This window comes from Shewanella sp. SM71 (genome assembly GCF_025653905.1).
In the GTDB taxonomy this organism is placed as follows: domain Bacteria; phylum Pseudomonadota; class Gammaproteobacteria; order Enterobacterales; family Shewanellaceae; genus Shewanella; species Shewanella oncorhynchi.
Map to the genome: position 1 here is coordinate 109,814 of NZ_JAKKRW010000014.1, position 13,590 is coordinate 123,403.

13 protein-coding genes are annotated in these 13,590 nt (G+C 46.7%); 5 read left to right on the forward strand and 8 right to left on the reverse strand.

Features of this window, described 5'->3' with window-relative positions; translation table 11 throughout:
- The first annotated feature begins 197 nt into the window (after positions 1-197).
- Positions 198-3,104, forward strand: a complete 2,907-nt coding sequence (rapA, locus tag L5L97_RS14735) for an RNA polymerase-associated protein RapA (RefSeq protein ID WP_263182560.1) — start codon at positions 198-200, stop codon at positions 3,102-3,104.
- Between the two features lie 223 nt (positions 3,105-3,327).
- On the forward strand, positions 3,328-4,230 hold the full coding sequence (locus L5L97_RS14740; RefSeq protein WP_263182562.1) for an alpha/beta hydrolase family protein: 903 nt from the start codon (positions 3,328-3,330) through the stop codon (positions 4,228-4,230).
- A 35-nt stretch (positions 4,231-4,265) separates the two neighbouring features.
- Here the strand turns inward: L5L97_RS14740 and L5L97_RS14745 are convergent, their stop codons facing one another.
- Positions 4,266-5,072, reverse strand: coding sequence for a crotonase/enoyl-CoA hydratase family protein (locus L5L97_RS14745; RefSeq protein ID WP_113939162.1), 807 nt, complete (start codon positions 5,070-5,072; stop codon positions 4,266-4,268).
- Positions 5,073-5,634: 562 nt separating this feature from the next.
- On the opposite strand from L5L97_RS14745, the gene L5L97_RS14750 reads away from it, so the two are divergent.
- Positions 5,635-6,630, forward strand: coding sequence for a response regulator (locus L5L97_RS14750; RefSeq protein WP_028759518.1), 996 nt, complete (start codon positions 5,635-5,637; stop codon positions 6,628-6,630).
- Between the two features lie 18 nt (positions 6,631-6,648).
- Complete coding sequence (locus L5L97_RS14755; RefSeq protein ID WP_113939163.1) at positions 6,649-7,623, forward strand: sensor domain-containing diguanylate cyclase; 975 nt, start codon at positions 6,649-6,651, stop codon at positions 7,621-7,623.
- Between the two features lie 82 nt (positions 7,624-7,705).
- Here L5L97_RS14755 and rraB read toward each other — a convergent pair whose 3' ends face one another.
- The 6 genes from rraB to L5L97_RS14785 all read right to left on the reverse strand — a co-directional run bounded on the left by rraB (position 7,706) and on the right by L5L97_RS14785 (position 12,579).
- Entirely contained in the window at positions 7,706-8,113 is a 408-nt protein-coding gene (gene rraB, locus L5L97_RS14760; RefSeq protein ID WP_113939164.1) for a ribonuclease E inhibitor RraB, read from the reverse strand.
- Between the two features lie 306 nt (positions 8,114-8,419).
- On the reverse strand, positions 8,420-9,163 hold the full coding sequence (locus L5L97_RS14765; RefSeq protein WP_113939165.1) for a 1-acylglycerol-3-phosphate O-acyltransferase: 744 nt from the start codon (positions 9,161-9,163) through the stop codon (positions 8,420-8,422).
- 162 nt (positions 9,164-9,325) lie between these two features.
- Complete coding sequence (locus L5L97_RS14770; protein WP_219253202.1) at positions 9,326-10,126, reverse strand: metal ABC transporter permease; 801 nt, start codon at positions 10,124-10,126, stop codon at positions 9,326-9,328.
- Between the two features lie 4 nt (positions 10,127-10,130).
- Positions 10,131-11,039, reverse strand: coding sequence for a metal ABC transporter solute-binding protein, Zn/Mn family (locus L5L97_RS14775; RefSeq protein ID WP_173913152.1), 909 nt, complete (start codon positions 11,037-11,039; stop codon positions 10,131-10,133).
- A complete protein-coding gene (locus L5L97_RS14780) occupies positions 11,023-12,207 on the reverse strand; it encodes a hypothetical protein (protein ID WP_105250297.1) in 1,185 nt (394 codons plus the stop codon). The genes L5L97_RS14775 and L5L97_RS14780 overlap by 17 nt, the downstream gene beginning before the upstream one ends.
- 81 nt (positions 12,208-12,288) lie before the next feature.
- On the reverse strand, positions 12,289-12,579 hold the full coding sequence (locus L5L97_RS14785) for an ABC-type zinc uptake system zinc chaperone (RefSeq protein WP_168827349.1): 291 nt from the start codon (positions 12,577-12,579) through the stop codon (positions 12,289-12,291).
- A 288-nt stretch (positions 12,580-12,867) separates the two neighbouring features.
- Here L5L97_RS14785 and L5L97_RS14790 point away from each other — a divergent pair, with 288 nt between their 5' ends.
- Complete coding sequence (locus L5L97_RS14790; RefSeq protein ID WP_105250299.1) at positions 12,868-12,993, forward strand: hypothetical protein; 126 nt, start codon at positions 12,868-12,870, stop codon at positions 12,991-12,993.
- Between the two features lie 137 nt (positions 12,994-13,130).
- Here the strand turns inward: L5L97_RS14790 and L5L97_RS14795 are convergent, their stop codons facing one another.
- Complete coding sequence (locus L5L97_RS14795) at positions 13,131-13,460, reverse strand: hypothetical protein (RefSeq protein WP_113939169.1); 330 nt, start codon at positions 13,458-13,460, stop codon at positions 13,131-13,133.
- Between the last annotated feature and the right edge of the window lie 130 nt (positions 13,461-13,590).

Below are 13,590 nucleotides of genomic sequence, written 5' to 3' on the forward strand. Positions count from 1 at the left end.
AAGCAGTGTATAACCGCGGATGTGACATTAGCGTGACAGTTTCATGTACTGACATGACAATTTTGTCGCTTGTACAATTTGTAATCTAGCACTCTGGGAATTAGGCTCTAACGGGTGAGAGGGCGATTTAAATATCACGAGTATTGGTATAACATACGCGCCCTTTGTTAGAGTCCGCCTAGAAATGAGAATTTAAGATGCCGTTCGCCTTAGGTCAACGTTGGATAAGTGATACCGAGTCAGAGCTTGGTTTAGGAACTGTGGTTCAAGTAGAAGGCCGTATGGTCACTGTATTATTCCCTGCCACGGGTGAGAACCGCATGTTCTCCCGAGCAGAAGCCCCTCTGACACGCGTTATATACAATCCCGGCGATTCGGTTGAAAGCCATGAAGGCTGGAGCCTTGCGGTCAGTGAATTGACCGAGAAAGACGGGATAGTGATCTATCACGGCATTCACAGTGAGACAGGCGAGCAAGCTACACTGCGTGAAACCCTGCTGAACCACAATATTCGTTTCAACAAACCCCAAGACCGTTTATTTGCTGGCCAAATCGATCGCCTCGACCGTTTTGGTGTGCGTTATCAATGCCAAATGTTGCGCCACAAACTGGCCTCATCGGATTTGCTGGGTCTGCAAGGTCCACGCGTTGGACTTATTCCGCATCAAATGTGGATTGCCCATGAAGTCGGCCGTCGCTATGCACCGCGTGTACTGTTAGCCGATGAAGTGGGTTTAGGTAAAACCATTGAAGCAGGTCTGATTATTCACCAACAACTGCTGACCGGCCGCGCCGAACGCATTCTGATTATCGTGCCCGATACTCTGCGCCATCAGTGGTTAGTGGAAATGCTGCGCCGCTTTAATCTGCGCTTTTCGGTATTCGATGAAGACCGTTGTGTAGAAGCCTATGCCGATCACGACAATCCTTTCTACACAGAACAGTTAGTGATTTGTTCACTCGAATTACTGCGTAAGAAAAAACGTCTAGATCAAGCTCTTGATGCCGATTGGGATCTGTTAGTGGTTGACGAAGCACACCACTTAGAATGGACCGAAGAAGCGCCAAGCCGCGCCTATCAAGTGGTTGAAGCATTAAGCGAAGTCATCCCAGGCGTTTTGCTGTTAACCGCAACGCCGGATCAACTCGGCCATGAGAGTCACTTCGCCCGTTTGCGTCTGCTCGATCCAGATCGTTTCTACGATTACGATGCCTTCCTAGCCGAAGAAGACAGCTATAAAGACGTCGCCATTGCCGCCGAAGCCTTGGCTGGTAACGCTAAATTACCCGATGCCGCCATCAACAGCTTGACCGAATTACTGGGCGAGAAAGACATCAGCCCAAGTATTCGTTTAATCCAAGCCGACGGTATTGATGCAGGAATACAACAGGCCGCCCGTAGCGAATTACTGCAAGAATTACTTGACCGTCACGGTACTGGCCGCGTGTTATACCGAAACAGCCGCGCCTCGGTAAAAGGCTTTCCAAAGCGTTTCTTTAACGCTTATCCCCACGCCATGCCAGATCAATATCAAACAGCCGCACGCGTCAGCGGCATGATGGGCGGACACAAGTCATTAGAGGCGAAAGCGGCGCAAGCCCTGAGTCCTGAAAAACTGTATCAAGAATTTGAAGATAACAGCGCCAGTTGGTGGAAGTTCGATCCCCGTGTGGATTGGTTAATTGAGTTCTTAAAATCACACCGCAGCAAAAAAGTGCTGATCATCGCCAGCCAAGCGGAAACCGCCCTGAGCTTAGAAGAAGCCCTGCGCACCCGCGAAGGGATTCAAGCGACGGTATTCCACGAAGGCATGTCAATTATCGAGCGCGATAAAGCTGGCGCTTACTTTGCTCAAGAGGAAGGCGGCGCACAGGCGTTGATCTGTTCTGAAATTGGTTCTGAAGGCCGTAACTTCCAGTTTGCCAGTCACTTAGTCCTGTTCGATCTGCCGCTAAACCCAGATCTATTGGAACAGCGCATCGGTCGTTTAGACCGTATCGGCCAGAAAAATGATATCCAAATTCACTTACCGTACCTTGAAGACACCGCCCAAGAACGTTTGATGCAGTGGTATCACCAAGGGCTGAATGCCTTCGAACTGACTTGTCCGAGTGGCCATGTGCTTTACAGTGAATTTGCCGAAGATCTGTTAAACGTGCTTGTGGTTGATGACAGCGACGAGCTGACAAACCTGCTCAATCACACCCAGAGCCGTTATAAAGAACTCAAGCACGCCATGGAGCAAGGCCGCGACAAGCTGCTGGAAATCAACTCACACGGCGGCGAGAAGGCAATGGCTATCGTCCAGCGCCTCGCCCAGAATGATGGTGATACCCATTTGATCGGTTCAGTGATCCGTCTGTGGGATATTATCGGTGTTGATCAAGAAGATAAGGGTGAAAACTCGATCATTCTGCGCCCGAGTGAGCACATGATGTTCCCAACCTACCCTGGCTTGCCAGAAGATGGCGTGACGGTAACCTTCGACCGTGACACAGCGTTATCTCGCGATGATATTGCGCTGATCACCCAAGAGCATCCACTGGTGCAAACGGGGCTAGATCTGATCACAGGTTCAGAAACCGGCACCACCAGCGTCGCAATTCTGAAGAATAAAGCCCTGCCAGCAGGTACCTTATTCTTAGAACTCATCTACATGGCCGATGCTTCTGCACCTAAGTCGAGCCAGTTGTATCGTTATTTACCACCAACACCCATTCGCGTGTTGCTGGATAAAAATGGTAACGATCTGTCGGCTAAAGTGGATTACGCCAGTTTCGATAAGCAATTGAGCGCGGTGAATCGTCACATTGGCGGCAAGTTAGTCACGGCATCTCAGCCTATTTTGCATCCGTTATTTGCTAAGGGTGAAGAATATGCTCAAGTGGTTGTCGATGAGATGGTCGCCCAAGCCAGAGAGAAAATGACTCAGCAACTGAGCGCAGAGCTTGATCGTTTAGAGTCACTCAAGGCGGTGAACCCCAATATCCGTGAGGAAGAATTGGAATACCTGCGTAATCAGATGCAAGAGTTAAACACTTATCTAGATGCCAGCCAGTTACAACTCGATGCGATCCGTATGGTGCTCGTCAGCCACGTATAGATCCAAGCGGAACAGCAGGTTTCCATCAATTAGCCCAGCCTCAGCGTTGGGCTTTTTTGTGCCCTGTGGCTTTCGATTCCAAGTGGCCTCTTATTACAAGTGGCTTTTTATACTAAATGACAGGTGCAATTCTTTGGCGAGGAAAATTCACTTTTTGGTAATTGTTCAGGTTATACTCAAACACTGATGAATTTATGAGACTACACAGGTGGTTATCAATTCTATGCCGCGCATTCTTTCACTCCTCTTTTGCCTCATTCTCGGCATCACAACCATCGCTACCTACGCGGCAGACACGACAACAACTCCGCCAACATCTGCGCCAGCCGAAATCAGTGCCAAAAAGTCGAATCACAGCTATCTACCCACAAATGAAATTAAACAAATCACGATTGATAATAAGCCCTACGATTTGTTAGTGCGACCATGGGAAGGTAAAAAGAAACTTGGTGCGGCGATAATCCTGCCCGCCACCAATGGTACCGCAGACGCGCCTGGATTGATGGCGTTTGTACGCCGCAATATCAATCCTGCCGGTTGGGCCAGCTTAAGTTTAACTCCGCCAACTGAAATGCCCGCAGCTAACTTTGCTACCGCCGCCACTGAAGTGACCTCGCCTGGCGCCGCGCAATTAAGCTCACCGTCCAACAAACCAAGCCCTAAAATCAAGCCCGAAGATAACAGCAAGCACCAGCAAGAGCAGGAAGATTTTCTCGTCAAAAGCATGTCGCAGTTAGATGCCGTCGGTGCAGATTATGCGGGAAAACGTATTTTGATCACCGCCGACCAAAGTGCAGGATTATTGATTAGCCTATTAAGCCAGAAGAAGATTGCCGATCCCGATGTGCTGATTGTCATCAATCCCTATCGAGAAGACGAACAGCGTAATCAAGCACTCGCGGAGCAACTGGCAAAACTTACGCTGCCCATTTTAGATATTCAATCACCAGACGGTCACCCAGCCTCATTAGAAACAGCCGACAATCGCAAAAAACTCGCGGTGACCTTAGAAAGCCCTAACTATCGCCAAACTACCCTAGCGCTCAATTTAGATAACGAGAGCGCATGGCAGAATTGCTTAAATGCGATCAAAGGCTTTTCTGCCCGAATGAGCGGCGCGCAGTAAAAACGGCGATTCAAGCTAATTCAGACAAAATAGCATTACCAACCCGATTGACGATCCCGATAGGGTTTCTGCGGATCTTTCAGCTGACGCGTCGCCGCTATCTTGCTATTTTTGCCTAACAATAACCGAATCTGACTAATAGACTCGCGGCACAGCAGACTACGGATAGAAGCAGTCCAACTGCGATTAATGCTAAGTTTGATGGCCGCTGCCGCATCCGGTGAGGTTTGCATCAGTTGCCGCGCCAATTTCTCAGCGGCTTCCATGGGCGTCTCACTCACTTGTGTCACGAGTCCTAAGGCCAGCGCTTCATGACTCTCAAGCACTTTTGCCGTCAGGCTAAGTAACATGGCTTGATCCTTAGGCATAATTTGCCTTAATGCGACTAAACCCGCCATATCTGGCACGAGTCCCCATTTGGCTTCCATGATAGATAACTTACTGTCGTGGCTAGCAATACGCAGATCTGCGCCTAAAGCGATCTGCATACCGCCGCCATAGCAACAGCCCTCAAGCACGGCAATCACTGGCACAGGCAAGGTTTGCCAACCTAGTGACACCCGCTGTGCCAAATTCGCATTCCCCGGTAACCCCTTAAACAGTAACTTAACTGCCTGCATCGGTGCCGACATGACGCTTTTGACATCGAGCCCAGAGCTAAAATTCCCACCCGCTCCCGAGAGGATCACGGCTCGCACCGCACGATTGGATTTAATACTTTTAATCGCACAGTCAAGCTCACTAAACATTAAATAGTTAATAGCATTCATTTTTTCAGGACGATTAAGCAACACGTAGGCGATGCCATCATCGATTTTAACTTGTACACTTTGGCCACTCATGAAATATTCCGTTACTGGTCAGTCCAGAATAAATGTTAACACGTTTGGCATAATTCACTAAAAGATATAACATAAGCCTGTTTTTTGACTTAAGTCAAAATATTGCCAATTCCATCATGGATTGAAGGCAACTTATGTTAGGCTGTCATCACTACGTGCAGTAATCCTAATGTATTTTTCGATTAGATAGCCTTAGCAAGCTCAATAATTAAGCGTATTTAACCGCTAGCTATTTAACTGCTAATAATCGACACCAGTATCGCAATGCTACCTACTGCGAAGGATGATTGGGCAGCAATATATGGATTCTATAGTCCTTTTTTAGTCACTATATCCTTGTTATTTACTAAACATTAGCCAGTTCGATTTAAGATTCTGCATGATTTGATTCAACAATGATTCAAATTTTAATGCCATCAGAAAATATAAATTTATCAATGATATCTATAAGTTACATATAAAAGATATTAATCAGACTTGCCCGAAGAACGCAATTCGTCAGTCAGACCTAAAAAATAAGTGTTATCTTCAATAAATGGGCAAATAAGGATCACTAGTCAGCATGTCAATATCTGTACTCATCTGTGACGATTCCGCCATGGCACGTAAGCAAATGGCCCGCACACTCCCCAAAGAGTGGGATGTGGAAATAACTTATGCGACCAATGGTGCCGAAGGCCTTGATGCCATCCGCGCTGGAAAAGGCGAAGTGGTGTTTCTCGATCTCAACATGCCTGTCATGGACGGTTATGAAGTACTGCAAACCGTGCAGCAACAGGACTTACCCGCGCTGATTATTGTGGTATCCGGCGATATTCAAATCAAAGCTCACGAGCGGGTTAAAGCCTTGGGTGCGTTAGATTTTATTCAAAAACCGGTGAGCGCCGATGCCATCAGCAACATTTTACAAGATTACGGCATCTTAACACTGACGCAGAAAGATCTCACCGACGAAGTCCCGATGATCAAAGTCGACATGCGCGACGCTTGCCAAGAAATAGCCAACGTTGCCATGGGACGCGCCGCCGATCTGTTAGCTAAGTTACTCGATGTATTCGTGTTACTACCTATTCCTAATGTGAACGTGCTTGAAGTCAGTGAGTTAACCATGGCGCTCAAAGCCACGGAAGAAAGCTCAACTGTATCCGCGCTCTGCCAAGGTTTTATCGGTGCGGGTATTGCGGGAGAAGCCCTGCTCTTGTTCCATGATTCCAGCTTTAAGGACATGGCCAAGCTGATGGGATTAGCTAATCCAGAAGACAAAAATACTGAGATAGAAGTCCTAATTGATACTGGAAACGTACTGATAGGCGCCTTCCTTAACGGCATTTCTGAACAGCTCGATATGAAATTTAGTCAGGCTCACCCTGTCGTGCTGGGACGGCACTGCACGGTTAACGATCTGATCCATGATAATTCAGAGAAATGGCACCGAACTTTGGCAATGGAGATCAACTATCGGATTGAAGATCATAATATTCAATGCGATTTGCTACTGCTCTTCACCGAGGATTCTATCCCCACACTTAGCTATAAACTCGGCTATTTACTCGATTAACCAGTTGGATTTTATCCTATGTCAAATGACCAAAGCGCAATGAACGAACTACACTGGCTCATCGATATGGTACAAACCATAGAGGTGGGATTAGTGGTATTAGATCGCCATTACAATATCCAGCTGTGGAACGGTTTTATGGAGAATCACAGCGGTGTTTCCCCTAATTCTATCAAAGGTCAAAACCTGTTTACCCGCTTCCCCGATCTGCCCGCCACTTGGTTAAAGCAGAAAATGGAATCGGTTTTTATGCTTAAAAACCGTGCCTTTATCAGCTGGGAACAACGTCCGTACGTTTTCCAATTTAAAAACTATCGCCCGATAACGGGCCGTGCTGACTACATGTACCAAAACGTGACCTTGTTGCCACTGGCATCGCTCACGGGACAAGTGACCCATATCAGTGTGATTATTTATGACGTGACAGATATCGCCATCAACAAATTGCAACTTAAAGCTGCCAACGAGCAACTCGAACGCCTTAGCCAAACCGATGGTCTAACTCAGTTGCACAACCGTCGTCATTGGCAAGAGTGTTTAGACCACGAGTACGACTTGTATGCCCGCTACTCAGGTATGGCAAGTTTAGTCATGATAGATATCGATAACTTTAAACATATCAACGACAGCTATGGTCATGTGGCGGGTGATAAAGTCATTCAGCATATTGCGCACTTACTCAGCCAATCCTTACGTGATACCGACTGTGCAGGACGTTATGGCGGCGAAGAATTTGCGGTTGTATTGCCTAAAACCAGCGGCGCAGATGCGATGAACTTTACCGAGCGACTCAGGGAGAAAATCGCCGCATCCGTCATAGTGTATGAAAGCCTTAAGATTACTGTGACGGTAAGTTTAGGCGTATGTGAAATTGGCTCCCATATTACCAGCAGTTCTAGCTGGATCTCCTGCTCCGATAAAGCCCTGTACGAAGCGAAACAAAAAGGCCGTAACTGCAGTGTTTTACATACGAGTAAAACAAGTAAATCCTAAGTATACCCAATAAAAATGCCCATCAATGATGGGCATTTTTATTTAAAACGAGTGGAGACTAAACTCGAGATCCACCAACGAATTAATGAGGGAAACCATCATCTTCTTCGTCTTCATCTTCTTCGTCATCCATTTCATCGCCGACGAAATAGGTGCCCCAACCGTCATATTCCACTTTCTGCTTTACCGCTAATTGCAGCAATTGCTCGGCCGCTTTGTCCAGTAGTTCAACATCCAGTTTGTGGTGTGCGACAGCATCGAAACAGAAGATAATCGAACCATCCTCCAGTTCCATTTCTTCGGCATCATTCACCTCAAAACCTAATTTGAAGGCATCCACAGCCGCTTTTTCAAGACGGTCAAAATTGGTCGATGAAAAGTGATGCTCAATAACATATTCCGCATCAGGCTCTGAGCCATCGTCAAGCAGGGCTTGCACTATGTCACGATTCTCTGCAAGTTGGGCTTTTAACTGACTTTCAATAGACATGGATTTGTCTCCGTTAAGGTAAATCTGGCTCAAATTGGCATTATACCCAAACAACCTGAAGATGCAGGATTCAGCGGGAATTTAACGCACTTTAGGCAAGGCGGTTATTTGCAGACCTAGCGGGCTAAGTTAAAAATAACCAACTCAGCATAAAGTGCGTTAAAACCCGCCGGGACGGAGCGCCTAGGGCACTCCATTTCCGTGTTGCATCAATTCAAAAGGTGACCGACATTCTTTCATTGATGCGCCTTGAATTGAAGCACCCTAGGCGCTCTGAAACTCGTATCTTCAGGTAGCTTGGGTATATTATACGTCATCACTCGCGAGAGTTTTACCCATAAGTGCTGCCGCTTCTTGATTTATCTCAGCAAATCTCGCCGACATGCTGGCATGGATTTGCGCAGAGAAGTTTTTCACATCGGCTTTATCTAAACCTGCGGTCGGCACAGGTGCCATCATATCGATGATGACGACACCGTTATTCCAGCGATTTAACTGAATATGGCTCTGACACGAAGCAACCACTGGCACCACTGGCACTCCCGCCGCGATTGCAGTATGGAAAGCTCCCGCTTTAAAAGGTAACAGACCACGCCCACGCGAACGTGTACCTTCAGGAAAAATCCATACGGATAGATTCTTCTGCTTAATTTTTTCAACCGTTTTAGCCATAGTATCAAAGGCACTGTGACGGTTTTTACGGTCGATAAGAATATTACCTGACAACCAATAGATTTGACCGAATAGCGGCATCCACGCCAAACTCTTCTTGCCTAAACTCACTGTACCTTTAGGAACTGCTGTCGTGTGAGTAAAGAGATCAAAGTTATTCTGATGATTTGCTAAGAAAATATACGGGCCATCCTGCACATCTTCGTGCCGGCGAACAATCACTTTAATCCCAAGGATTGGCGCAACCGATGAGAAGATCTTGGCGAACATATGTACATTGTCGCGATGGCGAGGCCTTAATAGACACACTAAGCCACCAAAAATAAAGGCAAGCAACAAAGATACCGCCAACAACATTGATCTGACGATTAAAAGCACGATTTACTCCGACTGTAAAAGTGGCGACAGTATAGCCACCATGGCTTTGGGACTCAATATATTGTTTACATCTGTAAGCTGACTTGCTAACAAGCAAGCAAAAAAAGCCCATCGATATACTGAACCTCCAGTGTATCGATGGGCTTTAAGATTAATATCGAACTAAGCGTGGTGCTTGGGTAAGATTTCAGGCTCAGTTGCCTGAGGTGAGACTTTACTTAACACAAAGCGGATAACTAAGGCACTCACGGCCAAAGTCGCGACAATTGCCGCACCACTAGGGAGATCTAAGGTCGCCGACAGAACTAAGCCCAAAACATAGCCCAGTAAACCGACGAGGTAAGCGTAAAATAGCCGACCTTTACCACGGTACTTGTTCAACGCTAAAGCTGGCAATATCAAGGTACTGAACACCAGATAAACGCCTACTAATTCAACCGATAAGGTAATCACTAGCGCAAATAGCAGATAAAATCCTGCCCCGTCCAACATCTGGGGGCGCAGGAATATCGCTAATAACACCAGTGAATACACTACGGCCGGCAAAATCAGTTGTGACCAACTCACCCACAGGATCTGACCTGACATCAATTGCTTTAACAACTCGGCGCCATGTGGGTCGTTTGCCAGCAACAGCATTGCGGCCACCGCAGACAAGACGTAAAAGCAGCCAATCATAGCCTCCAACTCACCCGCCATACGCTTAGCTAACCAAGCGATAAAACCTGCACCCGCAAGGGCGAATACAGCGGGCATCCACACATTAGCAAACGGCATGTCTTCTAATCTGTGGTCCATGTGAGCGACGATGGCACCTAAGGCGGCAACTTGCGCTATCGCTAAATCGATAAAGATGATGCCACGCTTAAGTACTTGTCTCCCAAGTACAATATGCGTCGACAACACTAAGATCCCCGCAGCCAATGCAGGCAACAGAATCGACATCAGCTCAAGATCAAACATAGGCTTATTTCACTCCATTTAAGAGGGAAATCACGCTGTCATACAGGCTAAATAAATCTTGGCTCTTATCATTCCCCCCCACAGACATCGGCAGCATTACCACGGGCAAGTTCGCTTTTTCACCCAGCCATTTTGCACCGCGCTCATCCTGATAAGATGCTACAACCACGGCCAGAATATCCCCCTGCTCGGCGCGCGTCAGCAGACTCGCTAAGTGGCCGCTAGTCGGAGCTAAACCCGGTTTTGGTTCTAAATCTGCCACTTGCTCGATACCAATCCAGTTGAATAGGTATCTAAAGCTTGAGTGGTAAGCGATCACTTTTTTACCTTGTAATCCCTTAGCTTGCGCTTCCCAACGCGGGACTGCGGCTTGCCAGCGAGTGGTAAAATCTGCCAGTGACTGTTGATAATCTGCCGCACCAGCAGGATCTAACTGAGTCAGCTTAGCACTCAATGCCGTGGCGACTTTTAACAGTCGCGTCGGGTCAAAATGAATATGTGGATTGCCTTGAGCATGCACATCCCCCATGCTGCGATCGACACTGGCCAGTTTATCTAAGGTCTCGATTTGATCGGCAGCGAAAAATAAGCCTTGCTCGGTCGAGCGCACTTTTGCGTTTGCCGACTTCATCTGCAGCATAGGCAACCAACCCACTTCAAGATCGGCACCTGCGCACACCACAAGATCCGCCTGACGCATTTTAGCGATCAAACTCGGACGCGCCTGCACTTGGTGAGGGTCTTGTAATGCCGTCGTTGCCGAATAGATGCTAGCCGTTGGAGCAAGCTCCTTGGTCAATGCCGCGTATTCAGGTTCACAGGCAAACACATTCAGCTCGGCATGGGCCAAACCAGTATAAGTGACAGATAAGGCCACAGCGGCCAATTTAGCTAAATTAGAATTGATGCGCACCGTGAGCCCCCAGAGACATAATATATTGAATAGTGAAGATGTTATCGTCTTCTATTCCGTCGAAGTTAGTACCCTTTTGATTGGTATACTGGAAACGAACCGTCGAGAAGTGGCTAGAATGCCAAGCCAAACTCACCTCAGATTCCTTCAACTTTTGCCCATGAAAATGATCGCCATGGAGCTCTTGGGTATCAGCTTCACCATAACGCACCCCCGCTGACCAGCTCGGCGTGAATTGGTACACACTGCTCAGATACCAACCTTGGTGGTAATCTTGGCTCGGTGCATCCTCTGGATGTAAATCGATAGGTGTAAAATCGCTCACGCGATAGTACTCACCGCTCACAGTGAGATTTTGATATTTGTAATTACCGTTAGGCGCCCACTTATAAACAAAATCAGCACCATAGGTATTTTTACCTGTGTAAGATGCGGCATGGCTATGACCTTCGTGCTCATCACCATGGGCATGCTCATCTTCATGTTCCCCTTCTTCATGGGCTGTCACTTGGCCATTTTCGTTGCGCAAGTAACTCAACCCCGCTTGCCATGAGCTGTTATCGCCTATGTCGCCACCAATTTTTGAGTACAAGGTATAAACGCCGACCTTCTTAAACTCACGCTCACCATGCTCATCGGCAGCACGTAAACTATCGCCCTTAAAGGCTTCAACACCCATGGTCCAATACAAGTCCGTCGGCGCTACGTAGTTAAAACGTATACCGTCATCAAAATAATGTCCCCCTAAGAATGCACGGTAAACCACAGGACGGTCGGTGAAGGAATCAGTATGTAAATGTTGGTTATTGAGGTAACCAATGTCCGATAAGAAACGGCCACCACGGATAGAAAACCCCGCTGGCATCGCCATGGTTTGAATAAAGGCTTCTTCCAGATTCAGTTCAGTCTCACCGTCATGCATTTCAACTACTGCGGTGATTTTACCGTAAAACATATCATCGATATTGGCACTCATCGCCAGTTCAGTTTCACCTAAACCAAAGCCATCTGGACTCTCGGCTAATGGGCGCTCTCCCGTCTGATAATATCCATTTAGCACACCACTGATATTAGGGTTGGTCAAGCTCGAGTCTTCTGCAAATAAGCTAGGCGAAACGAGCGCACACGCCAAAGCCACCAAAGAAATTCGGGTATTTAAAACAGTCATGATATCTCCAAAATACAACTAGCACTCGACGACTGATATAAAGTCATCAAGAAATACAATAAGTTAAAATTTTAAGTTGATTTAGAGAGCGAAGGGAGGCGCACGACTGCGATAAACACTGACGTGTTCAAAAATAGAGGAAGGTAAAATAAATTCGACCACATCGAAATGCTGTATAGCTAAATTCAGCGTCAGCGGATGGGTCAATAAAATCTTGTTGAGTTGGTGCTGATGGAAGCACAGGGTACAGTGAGTCTTAGCGCCATCATCAAGATGGGTCACACTATGGGCTGAGGCTGCAAGAGACAGCAATATCAGTACGGCAGCAAGCCATATCGAAATTGTGCGTCTAATGTGACTTTTAAGTCTCACTCAGTCGTCCCCATAGTTAAAAAGTTGCATAAGTCTATGTCAGTGCCATAGCAAGTTGCAATAAGGTAATCGCTTTGCAAAAGGTTACAAGATATTTGAGGTACCCAGTCTTACCAATAACTCCTTGTATCAATAGCGGTAGGATCTTGCGAGAACTCAGGTAAAAAAACGCATTTAAGATTAGCTTAAGTGAGTGTAACTATAGTGTATTTAGTTTTTATGTCTGCGAGCACAATGACGAAGTCAAGCTCGATATGGCTCCGTTTTATCCACCTAAAGGCAACTATTATGCTAGCATTTTTTCGTGAAAACTTAGGGCTTATCTTAGGGATAGTCATCTTCAGCGCGGTGATATTTGGTGGTATTTATTACGTTGAGCACTCCTTAACGAGCCAAGAACAAGTCGTGCAGTAAATAAAGACGCGGCTGCAGTTCGCCCTTTAAACCCTCTTAGTTGCATTTTGAGCGCCTGCTAAAGGCGCTCAAATGATGTTCGTCTCTAGAAAATTATACCGCCGATTTTCCTATCCATAACGAATCCACTTATTAGCCTAACGATACTTCTGCCTTTGATCGCTATCATCGACTTGCTCGGGCGCTTCAATGGTGATGACTTGATCCATAAAATGGCTCACAAACAACAACATCAACGAAAAAATCATTACAGGGATCGCAAAATACCGCACAGAGGCATCAAAGTAACTGTATCCCGCCGTAAACACACTCAAATAAAATCCTAATAACTTGAGTTTAGCCAATGTTGGACTGCGGCCTAACCAAGCCGCACAATGGGGACAACGCACTTGAGCGTCGAAACCTTTGCCTCTTTGCTGGCTAATGTCACTGACCTTGATGTACTGATTACAATGGGAACACAACATGAAAACACGATTCCTAAATAACGATGCGCAAGTTTACCAGATACCGACTAGAGTTCGGCCTGTAAATAGCCAAAATGTCGGAAAAAGCAGATAAAGCACCGCACTCAAGGTTAAGCTCAAATCAACCCTT